Source organism: Arthrobacter sp., from assembly GCF_031179985.1.
Classification (GTDB): Bacteria; Actinomycetota; Actinomycetes; order Actinomycetales; family Micrococcaceae; genus Arthrobacter.
In genome coordinates this window covers 11,087-31,196 of sequence record NZ_JAPSHJ010000017.1, presented here as the reverse complement: position 1 = coordinate 31,196, position 20,110 = coordinate 11,087, and the positions used below count along the sequence as shown (strand labels likewise).

Genomic DNA, 20,110 nt, shown 5'->3' with positions numbered 1-20,110 from the left:
CGCCCGGTAGCTTTACGAAGGAAGCGCCTTCAACAACTGTTCCAGTGCCGCCGCACATGCCTGTCCGCGAATCTCGGCCCTGTTCCCTTCGAAGTCATACGATGACGCAAAGGATCCTGACGCTGTAGCAATGCCAATGTACACCCGGCCAACCGCTTTGCCGTCATGCGGATCAGGGCCTGCGACGCCTGTACTTGACACTCCGATATCGGCACCGCAGAGAGTGCGGGTACCTGCCGCCATGGCTTCGGCAACCCTGCCATCCACCGAACCAACTTCGGCCAGGAGTTCTGCCGATACGCCAAGGACACCGCTCTTGACCTCGTTCTGGTAGGCGACAATGCCCCCTTGCAGCATGGCTGAGGCGCCGGGAGTGTCGGCTAATACTGCTGCGATCATGCCGGCTGTGAGTGATTCACCTGTCGCGACCGTGAGGCCGTGTTCCCTGGCCTTTGCTACCGCGGCTTCCGCACTTCTGTGAAGGTTGCTCATGACGCGCTCCCGTCCGGCTGCCGCTTGGAAGGCAGACCCTGTGCCCGCAGTTTAAGCGCTTCCACCACATACTGCACCCCAGTCCAGACCGTGATAACAACGGCAACGAGCATGACTCCCAGAGCGAGGAATCCCAGCCATGGTGCCAGGGACGCCAGCGGAATCACGTACAGGAAGATGGCCAGGGTCTGCACCACGGTTTTCAGCTTCCCGCCTCGAGAGGCTGGAATCACACCGTAGCGGATGACGAAGAAACGCAGGGCAGTAATGCCCCACTCGCGGACAAGAATCAGGATAGTGATCCACCACGGCAGTTCGTTCAGGATTGACAGCATCACCAGTGCCGAACCGATGAGCAACTTGTCGGCGATGGGATCGGCAATCTTTCCGAAGTCGGTCACGAGGCCGCGGCTGCGGGCGATGTCGCCGTCGAGCTTGTCGGTATAGATCGCGACGGCGAACGCCACTACCGCTGCCCATCGCCAGAAACCGTGGCTGCTGTTATCAGCCGCGAGGAACCACACGAAGAATGGCACCAACGCAATCCGGAGCATGGTCAGGATGTTCGGCAGATTCCAGATTCCCGAGGAGGAACCGGTGCTGTGGGCCTCGGTGCTAGTCACCCTCCTAGGCTACCGTCCGGTGAGCGACCAGGCGTCCTCGGAGCCGTCTTCGTCATCCGGGGTGCCATCGGCGCCGTCGTAATACTCAACGTTCTGGGTGCGGTTCTCCATGTCTGAAGCGACCAGGTCCTCGGCATAGCCGCCCTGGGCGATGTTGGCATTGGCGTTGTCACTCAGGGCCGCGGTGTGTGAGTCCGGCGTGGCCGGGGTTTCCTGCCCCTTCATTGCTGCCAGCACAGGAGCGAGGTCATCGGGCTTGACCAGAACATCACGCGCCTTCGATCCCTCCGACGGGCCCACTACACCCCGGGACTCGAGCAGGTCCATCAGGCGGCCCGCCTTCGCGAACCCGACGCGGAGCTTGCGCTGGAGCATCGACGTCGAACCGAATTGGGTCGTCACCACAAGCTCGGTAGCCTGCAGCAGCACCTCAAGGTCATCGCCAATGTCGTCGTCAATCTGCTTTTTGGGGGCCTCCGCGGCGACGTCGTCCCGGTAAGTTGCCTGGAGTTGACTCTTGACGTGCTCAACAACTTTGTGGATTTCCGATTCCGTCACCCACGCGCCCTGTACACGCATGGCCTTGGAGGCTCCCATCGGCAGGAAGAGCGCGTCGCCCTGCCCAATGAGTTTTTCGGCACCAGGCTGGTCAAGGACAACGCGGGAGTCGGTCACTGACGAAGTGGCAAAGGCCATCCTTGATGGCACGTTGGCTTTGATCAGGCCGGTAACAACGTCCACGGACGGTCGCTGGGTGGCGAGCACCAGGTGGATTCCGGCGGCACGGGCAAGCTGGGTGATGCGGACGATGGAATCTTCAACATCGCGGGGAGCTACCATCATGAGGTCGGCGAGCTCGTCCACGATTACCAGGAGGTACGGGTACGGGCGGATGACCCGCTTTGAGTCGACCGGAGGGTGGACCTTCCCGGCACGGACTGCTTTGTTGAAGTCGTCGATGTGCTTGAAGCCGTAGTTGGCGAGGTCGTCGTACCGCGCGTCCATCTCACGCACCACCCACTGCAGGGCTTCCGCCGCCTTCTTGGGGTTGGTGATGATGGGCGTAATCAGGTGGGGTACGCCCTCGTAGGCGGTCAGCTCCACGCGCTTGGGGTCCACCATGACCATCCGCACCTCGTCCGGGGTGGCCCGCATCAGGATCGACGTGATCATGGAGTTCACGAAGGAAGACTTACCGGCGCCGGTAGCACCGGCAACGAGCAGGTGCGGCATCTTCGCAAGGTTCGCGACGACGTAGCCGCCTTCGACGTCCTTGCCGACGCCCATCACCATGGGGTGGTCGGTACGGCGGGCGTTCTGGCTGCGGAGCACGTCGCCCAGGGACACCGTCTCACGGTCAGTGTTGGGGATCTCGATACCGATGGCTGATTTGCCGGGAATCGGGCTGAGAATACGCACATCCGAGCTCGCCACAGCGTAGGAGATGTTCTTCGACAAAGCGGTGACGCGCTCCACCTTGGTCCCGGGAGACAGTTCGATCTCATAGCGCGTCACGGTGGGGCCGCGGCTGAAGCCGGTGACCTGCGCCTCCACATTGAACTGGTTCAGCGTTTCGGTCAGCGAGGCCACGATGGCGTCGTTGGCCTCAGTGCGCTCTTTCGGGATGGATCCGGGGGTCAGGACATCCGACGACGGCAGAGTGTAGGTGACATCCCCTGCAAGCGAGAGCTGCTCCGTGCGCTGCGGGATGGGAGTGGGCGGAGGCGCGGGGGCCACCGGATTCGCCGGTACGGGGCTCGCCGAAACACCTGATGGCTTCGAAGAGGCCGTGTTCAGGGATCCCGCGGCCACCATGCCGGGTGTCACGAGGGGAATGGCCTCGGTGGCGTTCTCCCCGGCCACATCAGCAGCCCGGGAGCCAAGGCCCTGGGCCGCCTTGATCTTTTCGATGGCAATTTCAGCCTGGGTGGGCCGACGCACACCAGGCGCAGCGGAGGCCGACCGTTTGTCACCCTTGGAACCGGGCTCGTCGTCGTCGATGACCGGGGTCTCGAAGGCTTCATCCCCGACATAGCCTTCCAGACCGGCGTCGGCGTCCTGGTCTTTGCCGAAGAGCCGCATGCGCTTTTTCTTCTTCGGCGATCCGGCCGCTGAATCGCCGTACAGGTAGCTGCGGTCATGACCGTCCGCTTGGTCCCCTGGCTCCTGGAGATCGATGCCCATGAGGTGTTCGTAGGCGCTCTTGAGCCTGCGCGGAATAGCTCCGAAGGGAGTTGCCGTGACGATCAGCAACGAAGTGAATGCCAGCAGCCCATAGACCACCAGGGGAACGGCGACGTGAATGGCGGCCAGGGGCGAGGCAGCCAGGAATCCCAGCATTCCGCCCGCTTGCCTCAGGCCTTCGAAGCCATCCGCCACGGTTGGTTGGCCGCCGATGATATGCGCGAGGGCCGACCCGGCGAAGGTCATGATCAGGAAGCCGATGCCGATCCGGTTGTTGCCGCGGCTGTCAGCCGGCTGGCGGAAGAGGCGGACGGCGCAGACCATCAGCATCAGCGGCAGCAGCAGTGACATCCAGCCAAAGGTCCCGTTGACCACGGCGTAGACGGCATCGGGGAACCAGCCCTGCATTCCCCACCATGCGAACGTTGCAATGAAGACAGCGAGAGCGAGGTTGAAGAGGGCTGCTCCGTCCCTGCGGTCCTCTGGTGCCAGGTCGCTGACGTCATGTCCTATCCGCCGCACCCCGCCCCCAACGAGATGGCCGATCCCCAGCCACGCACCGGAGAGCATCCGCACGGGCCACGGCTGGTGGGGAACGACAGCAGGCATCTGCCGGGTCCGGGCGGCTGTGGTGGACCGGCTGGTTTTGGGCGCGGAGGAGCCTGTGCCCCGGCCGGAGGCGGTGCCTGACTTGTTGCGGGGGTTTCCTCTAGGCGTGGAGGAAGTACGTGTCGCCATAGCTGCCACGCTACCTGAGCCAGGCCGGAATTCCGCGGATTTCCGGGCCGGACTGATCCATGTTGCCCGTCGGCCTGGCTTGCCAGGATCCGACGGACCCGCCTACAATCGGGCCATGCGCTTCTCGATCTGCTCCTCTTGGTGGCCCGCCCCTTAGGCGGACAGACGCGCGCACCATTACGCTCACGACCGCCTCGCCAGGCGGTCGTTTTTTTGCGGCACCGGTCGGTGAGGTGGACTCAATTTCAGGGACTGCCAATGACCTCGCTCCTCTCCCGCATCGTCGAAACCTCGGGCGATGCTTCAATTCCCTTCGCCGTTATCCGGCGGCACGAGTCTGACCTCGTCGACGTCCTCACCGGCGGGATCGTCGACGTGGACAAGCTGGCCGACATCCCGCTGGACGGGAGCCGGAGCGGGCGTGACGTACTTGTTCTTGTGCCTTTTCGTCAGGTCCGGGAGCGTGGATTCGCTGCGACCGACGACGGCGCCCCGCTCCGCTGTCTCCTGGTGGAAGAGCGTGAAACCGTCTCCTTGCACGAAGCGCTGGCGGCTCTTCCCGAGGCTGAGGTACCCATCGAGTCGTTGGGGTTCGATACCACCGACGAGGACTACGCGGAGATAGTGCGACGGGTGGTCAGGGACGAAATCGGGAGGGGAGAAGGCGCCAACTTCGTCATCCGCCGATCGTTCCGCGGCACCACCCCTGTCTCGCCGGCAACAGCGGTGCTCGCCTGGATGCGCACGCTGCTCCTCTCTGAGCAGGGCGCCTACTGGACCTTCGCCGTCCACTCCCCCGGCCATTCCCTGGTAGGAGCAACCCCAGAGCGCCACGTCTCCGTCAGGGACGGGTTGGTGACGATGAATCCGATCTCGGGAACTTTCCGGCACCCGGCAGGAGGCCCGACGGCAGGAGGCGTCCTGAAGTTCCTGTCCGACGTCAAGGAGAGCGATGAACTCTTTATGGTGGTCGACGAGGAAATGAAGATGATGAGCAGCGTATGCCCGGCGGGTGGACGCATCCTCGGCCCGTATCTTAAGCAAATGTCCAGGCTCAGCCACACAGAGTATTTGCTCGAGGGGCGTACCGATTCGGACCTTCGGGATATTCTCCGGGCCACAATGTTTGCCCCGACCGTCACCGGATCCCCCATGGAGAACGCCTGCGCCGTTATCGAACGCCATGAACGTGGCGGACGCGGATACTACTCAGGGGTCCTGGCGTTGTTCGAGTCGCGGACTGATGAGAGTGGTGCCGTTTCGTATGAACTCGATGCACCGATCCTGATCCGCACTGCCCACCTCGACGGCGATGGACTTGTCACTGTCTCGGCTGGGGCCACTCTTGTTCGGTTGTCCACGCCGGAAGGCGAGGTGGCCGAAACGCACGCAAAGGCATCCGGTATCCTCGCCGCCCTGGGACTTATCCCGCCGGTTCCCCTGCCGCCGGCGACTGACCTGAACGCCCAGCCCGGAGTTGCAGAAGCGCTCGCCGAACGGAATCACCAGCTGGCCTCCTTCTGGATCCGCTCCCAGGAATGGGAACAACATCCTCCCTTCGCCGGCAGCACGGCCCTGGTCATCGACTGCGAGGACCAGTTCACCGAAATGCTTGCCCACCAACTGCGTCACTTGGGGTTGCGGACTTCTGTGGCCCGCTGGGATTCAGTGGCAGATGTTTCCGGTCCGGATCTGGTGGTATTCGGCCCTGGCCCGGGAGACCCCCGCGAGGTCAACAATGTTCGGCTTGAGACGGTCCGCTCTCACCTGCTTTCCAGGCTGGATCTGGGCAGGCCGTTGCTCGCCGTCTGCCTCAGCCACCAGATCCTGTCGATGCTTGCCGGGCTTCCTGTCGAGGCGTTGCCGGTACCACGTCAGGGCGTGCGGCTACAGACAGATGTGTTCGGGACGCGGGCTGCCCTCGGCTTCTACAACACCTTCACCTCCATTGCAGAAAGAGGCCAACTTGTCACGCCCAGGCTCAATCTCGACATTTCCGCCGAGGACGGTGTCGTCATGGCATTAAGAGGAGCCGGAGTCGCATCCGTCCAGGGACATCTGGAGTCGGTTCTTTCCTCCGACGGCCTTGCGATACTTGAGCGCCTCGTGGCTTCCGCCTTTGCGAGGGACAAAGCCCCGGTATAGGACAAGCGCCAAAAAAACGAAAAGGCCCGGTTCGCAGAACCGGGCCTTTTCATAGCTGATGCAGCTGAGACGGTGCTCTAAGGCTATGCCTCCAGAACCACCGGGATGATCATGGGACGACGGCGGAGCTTGCGGTTGACCCACGTTCCAACCACGCGGCGGACAACCTGCTGGAGCTGATGGGTTGTGTGATCAGTGTGGTTGAGCACTGCTTCTTCCAGCGCTGCATTGATCCTCGGAATGATGTCATCGAACACAGAATCGTCCTCGGCAACGCCGCGGGCATGGATTTCAGGCCCGGAGACTACCTTGCCCGTTGCACGGTTGATGACAGTGATGATGGAGATGAATCCTTCGTCGCCCAGGACGCGGCGGTCTTTCAAGTCGGCGTCCGTAATTTCACCGACGCTCGATCCGTCGACGTAGACGAATCCGACCTCGACCTGGCCTACGACGTCGGCACGGTGGTCTTTGAGGTCGATTACAGTGCCGTTGTCAGCGAGCAGAATGCTCTCCGCCGGCACTCCGGATTCCTCGGCGATCTTGCCGTTGGCGATCAGGTGCCGCGTTTCGCCGTGCACCGGCATTGCGTTCAGCGGCTCAAGAATGTTGTAGCAATAGAGGAGTTCGCCTGCGGCTGCGTGGCCGGAAACGTGGACCTTGGCGTTGCCCTTGTGGATGACGTCGGCACCGAGCTTAAGCAGCCCGTTGATGATGCGGTACACGGCGTTCTCATTGCCGGGGATAAGGCTTGACGCCAAAATAACGGTGTCGCCCTCGCCCACGATCACACGGTGGTCTCCGTTGGCCATCCGCGACAGGGCAGCCATCGGCTCGCCCTGTGAGCCGGTGGACATAAGGACCACGCGGTTGTCAGGAAGGTTGTCGATGTTCTTGATATCTACGACGACGCCGTCCGGCACGTCCAGGTAGCCAAGTTTCGCGGCAATCGCCATGTTGCGGACCATGGAGCGGCCAACAAAGGCGACGTTACGGTTGTGTTTGACCGCGGCGTCGAGGACCTGCTGCACCCGGTGGATGTGAGATGAGAACGAAGCAACAATGATGCGTTTCGTGGCCTGGCCGAAGAGGCGGTCCAGGGTGGGTCCGATTTCCTTTTCAGCGGTGGTGAACCCGGGAACGTCGGCGTTGGTCGAGTCCGACATGAACAGATCCACGCCCTCCTCGCCAAGCTTGGCAAAGTGACGGAGGTCCGTGATCCGTCCGTCCAGGGGCAACTGATCCATTTTGAAATCGCCAGTGTGCAGGACGGTGCCGCCGGCCGTGCGGATGAAGACAGCCAAAGCATCGGGGATGGAGTGGTTCACGGCCACAAATTCGCATTCGAAGGGGCCGAACTTCTCCACTTGCCCTTCGGTGACAGTGAGGGTGTAGGGCTTTATGCGGTGTTCCTGCAGCTTCGCTTCGATGAGGGCAAGGGTCAGTTGCGATCCGATCAGGGGGATATCGCTGCGGAGACGGAGCAGGTAGGGAACAGCACCGATGTGGTCTTCGTGGCCATGTGTGAGGACGACAGCCACGACGTCGTCCATCCGGTCCTCGATGTAGGAGAAATCGGGCAGGATCAGGTCCACGCCCGGCTGGGTTTCCTCAGGGAAGAGGACACCGCAGTCGACAATGAGGAGCTTGCCGTCAATTTCGAAGACCGCCATGTTGCGGCCGATCTCCCCCAAACCTCCCAGCGGAACAATGCGAAGGGTTCCTTGCGGAAGTTTCGGAGGCGTGACAAGGCCGGGTAGGGCTACTTGAGTCATAATGCACTTCTTTCCAGGCGAAAGAGTCCTGATCTTAGTCCCTTAGGAAAAGACCAGCCCTCCTTGCGCCAAATCCTCGCGGATGGTTTCGATCTCGGCTTCGTCCGGCTCCACGAGGGGCAAACGGACAATCGAGTTGGGCAGGACTCCCTGCCATTTAAGAATTTGTTTGGCCGCGACGGCCCCTTGGACGCGGGTCATGGTTGCGCGCACCACGGGCTCAAGCTCCAGGTGGATCTTGCGTGCCGTTCCCAGGTCGTTCGCATTGACGGCGTCAATCAGTTCGCGGAAGCGGCGGGTGGCCACGTGCGTTGTGACGCCCACCAGGCCCACTGCGCCCATCGCCATCCAGGGAAGGGTCAGTCCGTCGTCGCCGGAGTAAAAGAGGAGGTCAGTTTCAGCCATAACCCGTGTGGCAGCAGCGAAATCGGCTTTGGCGTCCTTGACCGCGACAATATTCGGGTGCTGGGCAAGCCGGATCATTGTTTCGGGGTGGATCGGGATGGAAGAGCGGCCCGGGATGTCGTAGACCATGACAGGGACATCCGTTGATGAGGCGATCTTCTCGAAGTGTGCGCGGACGCCGCCCTGGCTGGGCTTGTTGTAGTACGGCGTGACGATCAGGAGGCCGTCAACCCCGAGGGCTGCAGCCTGCTGGGAAAGATGCACCGAATGGGCTGTGTCGTTGGTCCCGGTGCCTGCGATGATGGCGGCGCGGCCTCCGACTGCATCCTTGACCGCGCGGAACATGCCGAGGTTCTCCTCGTCAGTGAGCGTGGAGGTTTCCCCGGTGGTTCCGGTTACCACCAGGCCGTCGCAGCCGTCGTCGACCAGCTTGTTGGCGAGCTCAGCGGCCTGCTTATAGTCGACCTCACCGTCGGAAGTAAAAGGGGTGACCATAGCGGTCAGGAGGGTCCCGAAGCGGTGCGAGCGAATGTCAGAGTCAGCCATAGGAAAAACGTTACCTTGTCTGCGGCGTGTTAGAACAACGGCATCGGAGTGATGAACGTCAATCGGACTGCGCTGCGAGCGGTCTTGGGTCACTTTGCAAGCGGACGGGAGGAGGTTCTGTTGCCGGCAGAAGGCTCCTAGACTGAGGCCATGATGCCGGAAGTCCGCTCTCTACGCCTTGGCACGGAGGTGTCGTTGGCGTGCCTGGTCGAAGACCGTCAGCGGGACGACCCCGGCGCCGGGAACCTGGCTGACACCCCTCTTCTTCTTGTTCATGCCTGGACGGAGTCCAGGGGCAGCTTTGATCGCTTGCGTCCACTGCTGAGAGGGCGGAGCGTGGTTGTCCCTGACCTTCGCGGGCACGGAGATTCAGACAAGACGGCTTCCGGCTATTCCCTGGCCGAGGTCGCCGACGATCTTGCTGCGCTTCTGGATGCTTTGGCCATACCCAAGGCCGTGATAATCGGCTCCTCCAGCGGAGGGTACGCCGGCCAGCAGCTGGCAATCTCGCATCCGGAGAAGGTCGCAGCCCTTGTGTTGATTGGGTCGCCGTTGAGCCTCAGCGGAGGGCCCGGCTTTGCCGATGAGGTGGACCAGCTGACAGAACCTGTAGCTGAAAACTGGGTCCGCGAGTCCCTCTCCTGGTTCCCGCTGTTTCAGCCGGTACCCAAGGATTACCTCGAGGACCGCGTCAGCGATGGCTGCAAATTGCCCGCCCAGGTCTGGAAGAGCAGCCTCGCTGGACTCGGTAACGCCGTTCCACCCACGGAGGCTGGAGAGATTCTTGCCCCGACCCTGATTCTCTGGGGCGGCAGAGACGATCTGCTGTCCCGACAGGACGAGGAGACTTTGGCGCAGCGGCTTCCGCAATCCCGGCTTGTGGTCTACGAAGAAGCGGGGCACATGCTCCTCTGGGAGTTTCCAGAGCGGATTGCCTCTGATGTGAATGGGTTCCTTGCAGGTCTCCCTGTGTGACACCCCTGCTGAGGCCGGCTATCCGGCGCGGTAACGTTCGATCGCGCCGTGCCGCAAAGTGGTGGTGAGCACTTCGGAGCCGACGCCGGCGGCCTGTTTCATAACAAGGCCGTCGGGCCCCCAGAACCCGCTCAGCCCACATGAAGTTCCCAGGGCCGTGCTGCCTCCGAGATTGGCGACCAGCGTGAACATTCTGTTGTCCATGGCGCGGGCGCCCAGATGCAGACCTAGCCGGTGACTTTCGACGTCGGTGTAGAGGGCAGAGACAGCATAAATATCGGCTCCCGCTTGGGCCGCTGAATCGGCGTGGGCAGGGTGCGCGGCGTCGTAGCAGATGGCCAGCGCCACCGTCCAGCCATCAACCTCGATTAACTTGACCCCGTCGCCAGGCGTGAAGAGCTCCAGTTCCTGCCCGTGGAGCCGGGATTTGAAGGCGCGATCAATTGTTCCTTCAGGATGAATGCCAAGTGCGGCAAGCCGACGCGTACCGTCTTCCTCCGCCAACGGGGCGCCAATAACTGCTGTAATTCCCGTCCGACGACAGATCTCCCTGATGGGATCCAGGCGCCTGTCATCACCGGTGATCCACTGCTGCGGCTCCTGGAGCAGCGCCAGTGAGTATCCGGTAATCGAAAGCTCGGGAAAAACGACAAACCTGGAACCGTGAGAAGCGGCGTCTTCAATGAGCGCCACATGCTCTGGAACGTTGGCCGCCACACCCCCGTAAAGGGCTCGATATTGGACGACAGAGACAGTCAGAGGGGAAGTCACAGCGTCATTCTAGGTGGAACTCCCCCGGCGTCGTCCACTGTTGCCGGCACCGGCGTTCCCGCCCTCGTGAAGCGGCACTCCATCGCGCGGATCAGACCCGTCGCAGTATCGCTGCACAGCCTCCTCCTTTAGCGACTCAGCCCACGCCGCGAGCCGTTGGGCTGCCCGGACATAATGGAAAAGCTCCATGGGGGTCAGCGCCTCCAGATCTGTCTCAGCCAGCCTCCGGGCGAGCTCAGCACCCACTGGCTGAGCCGCCAACTCCGTGCCTTCCCGGTTCCACTGCACGTCCTCTGAAGGCTCACCGGCTACCAGCCGCCGGAACAGGAAGCCAACGACACCGGGACTCATCGCTTTGAGGACCCCTGAGGGACCGGCCTCACGTCCAGAAAAACTGCGCTCGGGAAAGCTGCGTTCAGGAAAGACCGGCTCCATGGGACTGCTCATGCCGTTCATGTTATTCGAACATATATTCGAAAACAAGTGGCTCTTCCTGGCCAAGCCCTGAACATCAACCGGACCTGCAGGGACGCGATGTGAGACGATCGGCTCATGACCTCCCGTGGCACCGCTGCAGCCGGCCGGACCATCAAGCGCGGTCAATCAACTGGCAGGCTGTCAGGTATAGACGCAGCCCGGGGCCTGGCGCTGCTCGGCATGATGGCCACCCATTTACTGCCTACCTTCGAGCGGACCGCGGCCCTGACCCCGACATGGGTGGGCCTGACCTTTTCGGGCCGGGCGGCTGCCCTGTTTGCGGTGCTGGCAGGAATCGGGCTTGCCCTGTCCACAGGGAAAGAGCGCCCGCTGGCCGGGGACCAGCTGTGGGCCGCGAGGCGCGGGGTCGCACTAAGGGTGTTGGTGATCGCCGTCGTCGGCCTTTTCCTTGGGGGGCTGGAAGTCAACGTCGCAGTGATCCTGGTCCACTACGCATTGTTGTTCCTGTGCGTGCTGCCATTCCTGGGGATGAGCCTGAAGCGCCTTTGCATTATGGCAGGGACTTGGATCCTGGTTTCTCCCCTGGTCGCATTTATGGTGAGGCCCTGGCTCCTTTCAGCCTCCCCGTCCCTGAAGCTGGGACACAATCCGAAATGGGAGGACCTGGGGACGCCGGCCCAATTGCTGGGTGACCTGTTGTTCACGGGGTATTACCCGGTCTTTCAGTGGCTCAGCTACCTGCTCGTCGGGCTGGTCATCGGACGTCTTGCCCTCATCAAAGCGGCGGTTCCCGTTCTGCTGGTTGCGATTGGAACCGGGGTTGCCGTTCTGGCCAAGTGGTTCGGCGTGGTGATGATGAATGACTGGGGCGGCAGGGAAGCATTGCAGGAATTGATCAGGGACCCGTCCTATCCCCTGGACAGTGTGCTGCAGGTCAATTTGTCCGGCGTGCAGCAGACCGGTTCGTGGTGGTGGCTGGCATCGAGTGCTCCACACTCGGCCACCACCTTGGACCTGCTTCATACCTCGGCAGTGGCGGCAGCAGTTGTTGGTGCATTCCTCTTGCTGGGAAGGCTCGGTGAATGGCTTGCCCTGGACCTTCTCCTCCCCTTGAGGGGCGCGGGGGCCATGACCCTGAGCCTTTACACGGCACACGTGTGGGTGATCGCCGCGATGTACCGGCAACCTCTGCCAAAAGGGTGGACCGAGGACGGCATGTACTTCGCCCATGCGGCCGCTGCAGTGTTACTTGGCACCCTTTTCGCCATCCTCAAATGGCGCGGCCCACTTGAATGGGTGGCGCATGCGGCAAACCAAGCAGGCCGTTACCAGCCGCCACGGGTCCGCTGACCCGTCGGCTGTGGGATCTCAGGTCTCCACCCGCCCGGGAACGCCCCGATAACCGAGCGTATCGGCAGGTCAGCCGGCCATCCCTCGAAACAGCTTCACGGCATCCCTCATGGACGCCCGGGCGCGTTTACGGTCGCCCGCCGCGTCATAGGCGCAACTCAGGCGGAACCAGGAACGCCAGTCCCCAGGGGCGGCCTCAGCTTCCTCGCGGTACTTCTCGAATTCAAGGTCAGCCGCTTCCCTGATGATCCGGCCGGCAGGTGTGCGGGGAAGGTTGTCCACCGGCAGCCCGCCTTCGGCTTCGAGGACCTTGGCCATCTGCTCCGTACGGGCACCAAACATCAGCTCACGGATCAAGGCCCAGGCACCGATAACGGGGAGCACCAGATAGCCGGCACCGATTGCCTTGGCAACCAGGTTGGGATCACCGAGAAGCAAGACAGAGCGCTGGAAGGCGACCACGAGATAAAAGACGAGCAGGAGCGTAACAGCACCCACCCAGATCTTTGTGCGGTTTTTTCTTAGACTTAGGAGGACGTTGGCCATCGCCGCTTAAAGCCCCAGATCCAAGTAGCCGTCCAGCCCCACTGTCAGGCCAGGCTTGCCACCGACGCCTCGGATGCCGAGCAGCACTCCGGGCATAAATGATGCCCGGTCGAACGAATCATGGCGTAAGGTCAGCTGCTCCCCCGGGCCACCCAGCAGCACCTCCTGGTGAGCCACCAGACCGCGCAGCCTTACGCTGTGGACCCGTACCCCGTCCACGTCACAGCCGCGGGCCCCCGGGAGCTCCGACGTCGTCGCGTCGGGACTTGCAGAGACACCGGCGGCGCTGCGCTCAGCGGCGATCAACTGGGCGGTGCGGACTGCAGTGCCGGACGGCGCATCCACCTTGTCCGGGTGATGGAGTTCAATAATCTCCACTGACTCGAAGTACTTGGCGGCCTTGGCTGCGAAAGCGGAAGCAAGGACCGAACCGAGCGCGAAGTTTGGTGCGATAAGGACCCCGACACCAGGGTGGGCAGCCAGGAGGGAGCGAAGGGCGTCCAGGCGTTCACCGTTCCAGCCGGTGGTGCCGACCACGGCATGCATCCCGTGTTCGACGGCGAACCGCACGTTTGCCTCAGTGCTCTCCGGCACAGTCAGGTCCACTACAACAGCGGCACCCGAGTCAACGAGCGAGTCCAGGGAATCCTTGCGTCCCAACGCCGCTACGAGCTTCAGGTCGGAGGCGGCTTCGATCGCTTTGACGGCTTCGGCGCCCATGCGCCCGTTCGCGCCCAGGACGGCGACTGCGAGTTGTTCGGTCATGGCGTTAACCCTACCGCCGGGGATCAGGCGCCTGCGCCCACCCATTCAACAGTCCCGTCACTGAAAAACTGTTCCTTCCAGATGGGAACCTGTTCCTTGATCCTGTCCACCAATTCCGAGCACACGGCGAACGCCTGGCCTCTATGGGCCGCTGAAACGGCGCAAACAAGCGCCGGGTCGCCGATTTCGAGCGTGCCTACCCGGTGTGCTGCCCAGATCCGCACGGCGGGCCCCTCCGCGTCCGCGGAATACTCTGCAACGAGCTGCGCGACGACGTCGGTCATTACCTGGTGGGCGGTAGGGTGGGCGCTGTAGCTGAGCCGCTCAACGGCCTTGCCGCCGTCGTGGTTCCGTACTACTCCGCTGAAGCTGACCACTGCGCCGGCTGTATCCGATTCAACAGCTGTGATGGCCTGATCCACCGAGATGGGTTGCTCACTCAAGACGGCATGTACCACTTCGAATCCGGATTCAATGCCCATTGCTTCCCTCCAATTGATCACAGAGGTGCCCGATGACCGGATCAAGCACCGTCAGTCCGTCCATAACGCCTTTCGGCGATCCCGGCAGGTTCACGATGAACGTTGATCCTGCCGCCCCGGCATAGCCGCGGCTCAACATGGCCATGGGCGTTTTCGCGCGGCCAGCCTGCCGCATGCCCTCCATGATTCCCGGGATCTCACGATCCAGCAGGGGAAGGGTCATCTCGGGGGTGAGATCGTCTGCGTTGAGTCCTGTGCCACCGCTGGTAATGACGACGGCGGGCCGCTGGGTCAGCAGGGCACGGATGGCCGCTCCCACGGGTTCCCCGTCCGGAACCACCATTGCAGGGAACGGCTCAAAGCCGTGCTCTGTCAGCCAATCAATGATGACCGGCCCCGTTTCATCCTGGTACATGCCCGCCGCGGCTCTCGTAGAGGCGATGACGACGCCGGCCTTCCGTCCGGTGACGTCTCCGTGACGGTGTGGTTCGGTAGTGTTCACAGTGCCCAGTCCCCGCTCTTGCCGCCGCTTTTGGCGAGCACTTTGATGTCTGTCAGGACAGCGTGCTTGTCCACCGCTTTGATCATGTCGTAGACGCTGAGGGCGGCTACCGACGCCGCCGTAAGGGCTTCCATTTCGACGCCGGTGACCCCTCGGGTGCGGACCGTCGAGAACACAATGACTGAGTCCTCCGCCAATTCGAAGTCCACGGTCACTTTGGAGATGGGCAAGGGGTGGCACAGCGGAATGAGCTCGGGTGTCTTTTTTGCCGCCATAATCCCTGCCACCCGGGCAACTGCCAGGGCGTCGCCTTTTGGCAGGCCTCCGGCCCCAAGGAGGGTCAGCACTTCGGCCGTGCTGCGGACGGTGGCCGTGGCTGTTGCCTCGCGGGTTGTTTCGGCCTTGGCTGAAACGTCCACCATCTGGGCGGTTCCGTCGCTGCGCAGATGGGTCAGGGCGGTGGCGTTGTCTTGATCGTTCACAGGATCCATACTTCCACTTCTGCGCCCTCAGCGAGCGCCGCGGTCCCTTCAGGGATATGCACCAGGGCATTGGAATGGGCCAGGGCGTGGACGAGGTGGGACGACGGGCCGCCCTCGAGCCTGACCGTGCCGTCAGCCAGGAACGTGCCCCGGCGGACCTGGTGCTTCCCTTCAGGGGAGGTGAGTGGATCCGCCAGGCGGGCTTTGACCAGCGGTCGCGTGGCCGGTGCTCCGAGCAACGAGGTCAGCGCGGGCCTGAGGAACATCTCAAAGGAGACCAGGCAACTGACAGGGTTCCCGGGGAACCCCAGGAAGGGGACGCCGTCGAAGGTTCCTATCCCCTGCGGTCCCCCGGGTTGCATCGCGACGTGGAGAAACTCAACGTCGCGATCCTCCATGGCCTGGCGGACTACTTCGTACGCGCCCTTGCTGACGCCTCCGGTAGAAACAATGAGGTCCATCCCGTGGGAATGTTTGCGCAGCAGTGCTTGCAGTTCCCGTGGGTCGTCGGTGGCGATCCCGGTCCGGGTCACCTGAAGGCCGGCTTGCCTCATGGAGGCCGCCAGGAGGGTGCCGTTGGCGTCATAGATTTTCCCGGGATCAAGCGGAAGCCCAGGTTCCACTACCTCGTCCCCCGTGGTGATCAGCAGCACCGTCACCGGCGAATGCACCTCCACCTCCGCCATCCCCAGTCCGGCGAGGAGCCCCAGCTGTCCCGGCCCCAGATGCGTTCCCGCAGAGAGCGCCAACTGGCCTGCAGCGACATCGCTGCCAGCGATGCGGACGAAGGTTCCTGCCACTGTGGCGGGCAAGCGGACCAGAGCGTCAGCACCAGGGACGGGAAAGGAATCGGGAACTGCCCGCTCAATGGGCACGACGGCGTCGGCCCCCGCGGGCATCATGGCCCCGGTCATGATGGGGACGGCGGTTCCGGGCTCAAGGATGGATGCGCCGGCACCTGCCGGAACAGGAGCTGCCACGCGCAGTTCAGCGCCGCCCGGAGGAAGGTCAGCAGTGCGGATGGCAAAGCCATCCATCTGGGAATTTGCGAATGGCGGCAGGTCGAGCGGCGCGTGCACGTCGCTGGCGAGCGCCCGGCCCAACGCTTCCAGGAGGGGAAGGCGTTCTGTCCGGCCGGATGACGCGAGCGGTTTCAGCAGATCCTTGACTGCTGATCTGTGCGCCTCTACGGATCTGTGTTCCTCCACAGACCTGTGCTCCTCCACGCTGCTGTGCCGGTGCGGGGTGGAGTCCATTGTCCTGCCTTCGGTGAGAGCTGCTACGACGTCACGACCACTCTAACCGTGTGATAGCCGGTAGCGCCGTCGGGGGCGACGGGCCGGCGTTCTTCTACCTGCACATCACCGTCAAGATCTGTTGCACGAACCTGGACCTCGTACTGCCCAGGCGTGAACTCCAGGGGCAATTGCCATTGGTACCAGGTATCCCGGGAAATCCCCGGGGCCAGCTGCGCTTCCTGCCACTCCCCCCGGTTCACCCGGAGCTCCACCTTGCTTATCCCGGTGTGCTGGGCCCACGCGACGCCAGCGAAGGTGGTGGCGCCCGCCTTCACCACCCTGTCCGTGGCAGGCACATCGATCCGGGACGACATCTTGATGGGACCCCGTTCGCTCCAGCCCCGTGGAGTCCAGTAGCCGACGTCGTCCGCGAACCTGGTTACCTTCAGTTCCGTGAGCCATTTCGTGGCCGAAACGTAGCCGTAGAGCCCCGGGACGATCATTCGGACCGGGAACCCGTGCTCCAGTGGCAGAGCCTCCCCGTTCATGCCCACCGCCAGAATGGAATCCCTGGTGTCCGTCAGTGCCTCCAGTGGAGTCCCCGCCGTCCAGCCATCGGCGCTCCGCGACAGCACCATATCGGCGCCGCTCTTGACGCCGGCCATCAGCAGCAGCTCACGCACGGGCCACCCAAGCCACAAGGCGTTGCCGATGAGATCCCCACCCACCTCATTGGAAACGCACGAGATAGTCACATGTCGTTCTATCAGCGGCTTTGCCAGAAGTTCAGCAAAATCCAGCTGAACCTCCCGCTCCACCATGCCCGTGACTTTAAGGGTCCAGGCGTCAGCATCCAGTGCAGGCACCCTCAAGGCAGTGTCTATCCGGTAAAAGTCGGCATTGGGCGTCACAAGCGGTCCGACTCCGTCCACGGCCATCTCGGCGCCGGTAGGAATAGGCGGAGCTGCGGAGCGCGGCCGCGGAAGGATCAGCTTCCTCCGCACGTCATTCACCCCGACGACGGCCCCGCTCAGGATCGCTCCGAGCGCGCCCCCGCCAGCCGCTAAGGCTCCTCCCCATGCAAGACCCTGCAGAAACCGGCGCCTGGCAGGCTGTCGGGAAATCCGTTCCGCCGCCTCCCAATCCCGTAGTTGCTGAATGAGCCGGCGCAGCAGCACGATACCCAGAACGGCCGCGACCAGGGGCCCGGCAAGCGCTTGTTCACTGAATTGAGCACGGCTCAGCACTGCGAGGAATCCCACCACGCCGAAAATGCCGATCAGCCATACGCCTGCGAAACGCCGCCGCCGCTCCACGGCTCCGGCCACCGCAGCAAGCGCAGCAATGATCACCATCATGCCGGTCAGCAGTGCAAGCTTGTCCCCGGTTCCGAACACCGCTATCGCCCAGTCCTTGACTGCCGGAGGAACGGCATCAATAATTGCGCCACCCACGGCTGTCATGGGGGTCAGGGAGGGACTAAGGAAACCGGCTACCAGCTCGCCACCCGCCACACCGGCTCCAATGGCCACGATGCCCGCTGCAGCCGCCCATCGCTCAGGCCTTTCCATGGGAGCCTCCTTGATTTCCGTCGCCTGGCAGTTCCACCGGCTTGGAGCCCTCCGCCGGTATCCGAAGGGAAAATCTGCACCCCTCGCCCACGTTATGCACTGTTACCGTGCCACCATGTGAACGCACAATCCCTGCCACCATGCTCAGCCCGACCCCCGCCCCGCTGTATGGCGTGCGTGCATTCTCGTCGGTGTCCATGACCGTACCGGCGTTCTGCCCGGCACGAGTCCGGGCAAGGTCCTTCTGCCACCCGGTCTCAAAAACGTGCTTCAGGTCCTCTTCGGCTATCCCGCCGCAGCTGTCCCTGACAGAGACCATTGCATCCTCACCCTCACGGCCAACCTCAACGTGCACCAGTGAGCCCCTGGGGCTGTAAAGAATCGCATTGAGGACGACGTTGCGGATGGCCCGACCCATTGATGGACCGTCCGCGAGGGCAAGGCACTCCCGTTCCCCTCCGCCGTCGAGTCTTATATTCCTTTGGGCAGCTAACGGGGCGAGGTCGGCGATAGCGTCACTGGCAAGGTCATACAGGTCCAGTGGTTCGGAGGTCAGCTGCAGGGTACCGGCCTGGATCTTGGAGAGTTCCAGGAGGTCATTGACCATTCCTGCCATCTGGTCCGTCTGCGAGATGATGTGGCGATGGTAGCTGTCCGCATCCTCGGCCATTCCGTCCTCCAGCGCTTCGGCCATGGCTCGCATGCTTGCCAACGGAGTGCGAAGGTCGTGGGAAATCCACGAGACCAGCTCGCGGCGCGATTTTTCCACGGCCGCCTCGCGCTGGCGCGATTCCTCGAGCCTTTTGCTGCTCAGCTGCAGTTCCTCGGCGAGCGCTGCCAGTTCGGAACTCATCACGGGAATGGCCGTGCCGGCCTTCTTGCCGCGGCCAAGATCGCGGGCGGCGTCGGCCAGGGCGCGTGCGTTCCGTGATACCCGTGCCCCCAGCATCAAGGACATGGCTACGGCGACGACGGCGGCAATGGCCAGGATGTACCACATGACTTCGAGGTCGCGGGCGGAAATGAACATAGCGTTGAAGGCGCTCACCATACCCGCCGTCAGCACCGCAACGGTCGCAAGCACGGCCACGGAAATCTGAATGGCGAGGGAGGTGCGGCGCAGGGACCTGAGGACCAGCATGGAGCCGCCACCGATCACCACCGCCCATAGCAAGGCCCAGGCGACAATGCCGATCAGCTCAGCGGCCTGCATCTGCAACACCCTCGTGGCCGGTTAGCCGGGATTCACTGTCGGCTGAGGGATCCAGCCTGTAGCCGACCCCCCACACCGTCTTGAGGAGCGTTGGCCGGGCAGGATCGCGTTCAATCTTTTCCCGGAGCCGCCGCACATGGACCGTGACGGTGGAGAGATCGCCGAAGTCCCATCCCCACACGGCACGGATAAGGTTCTCCCGGCTGAAGGCCTGGTTCGGCCGGCGCAGGAAGAAGGCCAATAAGTCGAACTCCCTGACAGTGAGCGTGAGCGGCCGGCCGTTGTGCGTCACGGTACGGGCAGCCGGATTGAGATCAAACCCTCCAATCTCAACCGGAGGTTCCGGGCTGAAGGCCTGGATACTGCGCCGAAGGACGGATTTGACCCTCAGCACCAGCTCGCGGGGTGAAAAAGGCTTGGTCATGTAGTCGTCCGCCCCGGCTTCGAGGCCCAGAATACGGTCATCTTCGGTCCCCAGTGCGGTGAGCATAATGACAGGCACTTCCATGCTTTGCCTGAGCCGGCGGCATACCTCCACGCCGTCCAGGCCAGGCAACATACGATCCAGGATCACCAGGTCCGGATTCCGCTCGGACGCCAACCGCAAGGCGGTAAAGCCGTCCCCCGCGACGTCCACCTGGAATCCGGACTGCAGCAGGTAATTCCGGACGACATCCGCGAGGATCTGTTCGTCTTCGACAAGGAGGATACGCCGATTGCCTGTTTCGGCCGGGTTCCCGCTTTCGTGGGCCGGCACCGGGAGCTTGGTCACGTCTTCAGCATAGGTTCGCGTTCACCGCCGGGCATCCGTTTCAGCATCTGAAGGGCCAAACGTTGGGATTCCGTAAGATCCATGGAAGTCACATGCG

General features: G+C 62.9%; 19 protein-coding genes. 3 read left to right on the top strand and 16 right to left on the bottom strand.

The window, feature by feature from the left end; translation table 11 throughout:
• Positions 1–12: 12 nt before the first annotated feature.
• The 3 genes from RIN13_RS10025 to RIN13_RS10015 are packed head-to-tail and all read right to left on the bottom strand — an operon-like array spanning position 13 to position 4,037.
• A complete protein-coding gene (locus RIN13_RS10025) occupies positions 13–492 on the bottom strand; it encodes a CinA family protein (RefSeq protein WP_309107185.1) in 480 nt (159 codons plus the stop codon).
• Entirely contained in the window at positions 489–1,115 is a 627-nt protein-coding gene (pgsA, locus tag RIN13_RS10020) for a CDP-diacylglycerol--glycerol-3-phosphate 3-phosphatidyltransferase (RefSeq protein ID WP_309107184.1), read from the bottom strand. The genes RIN13_RS10025 and pgsA overlap by 4 nt, the downstream gene beginning before the upstream one ends.
• A gap of 9 nt (positions 1,116–1,124) precedes the next feature.
• Positions 1,125–4,037 carry a DNA translocase FtsK gene (locus RIN13_RS10015; protein WP_309107183.1) on the bottom strand — a complete coding sequence of 971 codons (2,913 nt, stop codon included), beginning with the start codon at positions 4,035–4,037 and terminating at the stop codon, positions 1,125–1,127.
• 258 nt (positions 4,038–4,295) lie between these two features.
• Between RIN13_RS10015 and RIN13_RS10010 the strand changes: the two genes are divergently transcribed.
• Positions 4,296–6,182, top strand: a complete 1,887-nt coding sequence (locus RIN13_RS10010) for a chorismate-binding protein (RefSeq protein ID WP_309107182.1) — start codon at positions 4,296–4,298, stop codon at positions 6,180–6,182.
• 83 nt (positions 6,183–6,265) lie between these two features.
• On the opposite strand, the gene RIN13_RS10005 is transcribed toward RIN13_RS10010, so the two are convergent.
• Together RIN13_RS10005 and dapA are read right to left on the bottom strand one after the other, a co-directional pair.
• Positions 6,266–7,957, bottom strand: coding sequence for a ribonuclease J (locus tag RIN13_RS10005; protein ID WP_309107181.1), 1,692 nt, complete (start codon positions 7,955–7,957; stop codon positions 6,266–6,268).
• 42 nt (positions 7,958–7,999) lie between these two features.
• Positions 8,000–8,908, bottom strand: a complete 909-nt coding sequence (gene dapA, locus RIN13_RS10000) for a 4-hydroxy-tetrahydrodipicolinate synthase (protein ID WP_309107180.1) — start codon at positions 8,906–8,908, stop codon at positions 8,000–8,002.
• Positions 8,909–9,058: 150 nt separating this feature from the next.
• Between dapA and RIN13_RS09995 the strand changes: the two genes are divergently transcribed.
• On the top strand, positions 9,059–9,883 hold the full coding sequence (locus tag RIN13_RS09995; protein ID WP_309107179.1) for an alpha/beta hydrolase: 825 nt from the start codon (positions 9,059–9,061) through the stop codon (positions 9,881–9,883).
• A gap of 18 nt (positions 9,884–9,901) precedes the next feature.
• Here the strand turns inward: RIN13_RS09995 and RIN13_RS09990 are convergent, their stop codons facing one another.
• Both RIN13_RS09990 and RIN13_RS09985 read right to left on the bottom strand, forming a co-directional pair.
• Entirely contained in the window at positions 9,902–10,654 is a 753-nt protein-coding gene (locus RIN13_RS09990; protein ID WP_309107178.1) for a carbon-nitrogen hydrolase family protein, read from the bottom strand.
• Between the two features lie 9 nt (positions 10,655–10,663).
• Complete coding sequence (locus tag RIN13_RS09985) at positions 10,664–11,101, bottom strand: hypothetical protein (protein WP_309107177.1); 438 nt, start codon at positions 11,099–11,101, stop codon at positions 10,664–10,666.
• Positions 11,102–11,206: 105 nt separating this feature from the next.
• Between RIN13_RS09985 and RIN13_RS09980 the strand changes: the two genes are divergently transcribed.
• The gene (locus tag RIN13_RS09980) at positions 11,207–12,442 is read left to right on the top strand and encodes a heparan-alpha-glucosaminide N-acetyltransferase domain-containing protein (RefSeq protein WP_309107176.1); all 1,236 of its coding nucleotides are present in this window, start codon (positions 11,207–11,209) and stop codon (positions 12,440–12,442) included.
• 69 nt (positions 12,443–12,511) lie between these two features.
• On the opposite strand, the gene RIN13_RS09975 is transcribed toward RIN13_RS09980, so the two are convergent.
• Genes RIN13_RS09975 through RIN13_RS09935 form a run of 9 tightly spaced genes read right to left on the bottom strand, consistent with a single transcriptional unit; the run spans position 12,512 to position 20,013 of the window.
• Positions 12,512–12,988 carry a hypothetical protein gene (locus tag RIN13_RS09975; protein ID WP_309107175.1) on the bottom strand — a complete coding sequence of 159 codons (477 nt, stop codon included), beginning with the start codon at positions 12,986–12,988 and terminating at the stop codon, positions 12,512–12,514.
• A gap of 6 nt (positions 12,989–12,994) precedes the next feature.
• Entirely contained in the window at positions 12,995–13,753 is a 759-nt protein-coding gene (gene dapB, locus RIN13_RS09970) for a 4-hydroxy-tetrahydrodipicolinate reductase (RefSeq protein ID WP_309107174.1), read from the bottom strand.
• A 23-nt stretch (positions 13,754–13,776) separates the two neighbouring features.
• The gene (locus RIN13_RS09965) at positions 13,777–14,235 is read right to left on the bottom strand and encodes a molybdenum cofactor biosynthesis protein MoaE (protein WP_309107173.1); all 459 of its coding nucleotides are present in this window, start codon (positions 14,233–14,235) and stop codon (positions 13,777–13,779) included.
• The gene (locus RIN13_RS09960; RefSeq protein ID WP_309107172.1) at positions 14,225–14,737 is read right to left on the bottom strand and encodes a MogA/MoaB family molybdenum cofactor biosynthesis protein; all 513 of its coding nucleotides are present in this window, start codon (positions 14,735–14,737) and stop codon (positions 14,225–14,227) included. The genes RIN13_RS09965 and RIN13_RS09960 overlap by 11 nt, the downstream gene beginning before the upstream one ends.
• Positions 14,734–15,228 carry a cyclic pyranopterin monophosphate synthase MoaC gene (gene moaC, locus RIN13_RS09955; protein ID WP_309107171.1) on the bottom strand — a complete coding sequence of 165 codons (495 nt, stop codon included), beginning with the start codon at positions 15,226–15,228 and terminating at the stop codon, positions 14,734–14,736. Before moaC ends, RIN13_RS09960 begins: the two co-directional genes overlap by 4 nt.
• Positions 15,216–16,475 carry a gephyrin-like molybdotransferase Glp gene (gene glp, locus RIN13_RS09950; RefSeq protein ID WP_309107170.1) on the bottom strand — a complete coding sequence of 420 codons (1,260 nt, stop codon included), beginning with the start codon at positions 16,473–16,475 and terminating at the stop codon, positions 15,216–15,218. Before glp ends, moaC begins: the two co-directional genes overlap by 13 nt.
• A gap of 23 nt (positions 16,476–16,498) precedes the next feature.
• Complete coding sequence (locus RIN13_RS09945; protein WP_309107169.1) at positions 16,499–18,028, bottom strand: molybdopterin-dependent oxidoreductase; 1,530 nt, start codon at positions 18,026–18,028, stop codon at positions 16,499–16,501.
• Positions 18,015–19,241 carry a HAMP domain-containing sensor histidine kinase gene (locus tag RIN13_RS09940; RefSeq protein WP_309107168.1) on the bottom strand — a complete coding sequence of 409 codons (1,227 nt, stop codon included), beginning with the start codon at positions 19,239–19,241 and terminating at the stop codon, positions 18,015–18,017. Before RIN13_RS09940 ends, RIN13_RS09945 begins: the two co-directional genes overlap by 14 nt.
• Positions 19,228–20,013, bottom strand: a complete 786-nt coding sequence (locus tag RIN13_RS09935) for a response regulator transcription factor (protein ID WP_309107167.1) — start codon at positions 20,011–20,013, stop codon at positions 19,228–19,230. Before RIN13_RS09935 ends, RIN13_RS09940 begins: the two co-directional genes overlap by 14 nt.
• Between the last annotated feature and the right edge of the window lie 97 nt (positions 20,014–20,110).

What these genes read in the sequence shown, in the direction of transcription:
- RIN13_RS10025 (WP_309107185.1), bottom strand. Translation starts at nt 492, where the DNA reads ATGAGCAACCTTCACAGAAGTGCGGAAGCCGCGGTAGCAAAGGCCAGG.
- RIN13_RS10015 (WP_309107183.1), bottom strand. Translation starts at nt 4,037, where the DNA reads ATGGCGACACGTACTTCCTCCACGCCTAGAGGAAACCCCCGCAACAAG.
- RIN13_RS10010 (WP_309107182.1), top strand. Translation starts at nt 4,296, where the DNA reads ATGACCTCGCTCCTCTCCCGCATCGTCGAAACCTCGGGCGATGCTTCA.
- RIN13_RS10005 (WP_309107181.1), bottom strand. Translation starts at nt 7,957, where the DNA reads ATGACTCAAGTAGCCCTACCCGGCCTTGTCACGCCTCCGAAACTTCCG.
- dapA (WP_309107180.1), bottom strand. Translation starts at nt 8,908, where the DNA reads ATGGCTGACTCTGACATTCGCTCGCACCGCTTCGGGACCCTCCTGACC.
- RIN13_RS09995 (WP_309107179.1), top strand. Translation starts at nt 9,059, where the DNA reads ATGATGCCGGAAGTCCGCTCTCTACGCCTTGGCACGGAGGTGTCGTTG.
- RIN13_RS09985 (WP_309107177.1), bottom strand. Translation starts at nt 11,101, where the DNA reads ATGAGCAGTCCCATGGAGCCGGTCTTTCCTGAACGCAGCTTTCCCGAG.
- RIN13_RS09980 (WP_309107176.1), top strand. Translation starts at nt 11,207, where the DNA reads ATGACCTCCCGTGGCACCGCTGCAGCCGGCCGGACCATCAAGCGCGGT.
- RIN13_RS09975 (WP_309107175.1), bottom strand. Translation starts at nt 12,988, where the DNA reads ATGGCCAACGTCCTCCTAAGTCTAAGAAAAAACCGCACAAAGATCTGG.
- dapB (WP_309107174.1), bottom strand. Translation starts at nt 13,753, where the DNA reads ATGACCGAACAACTCGCAGTCGCCGTCCTGGGCGCGAACGGGCGCATG.
- RIN13_RS09965 (WP_309107173.1), bottom strand. Translation starts at nt 14,235, where the DNA reads ATGGGCATTGAATCCGGATTCGAAGTGGTACATGCCGTCTTGAGTGAG.
- moaC (WP_309107171.1), bottom strand. Translation starts at nt 15,228, where the DNA reads ATGGATCCTGTGAACGATCAAGACAACGCCACCGCCCTGACCCATCTG.
- glp (WP_309107170.1), bottom strand. Translation starts at nt 16,475, where the DNA reads ATGGACTCCACCCCGCACCGGCACAGCAGCGTGGAGGAGCACAGGTCT.
- RIN13_RS09945 (WP_309107169.1), bottom strand. Translation starts at nt 18,028, where the DNA reads ATGGAAAGGCCTGAGCGATGGGCGGCTGCAGCGGGCATCGTGGCCATT.
- RIN13_RS09940 (WP_309107168.1), bottom strand. Translation starts at nt 19,241, where the DNA reads ATGCAGGCCGCTGAGCTGATCGGCATTGTCGCCTGGGCCTTGCTATGG.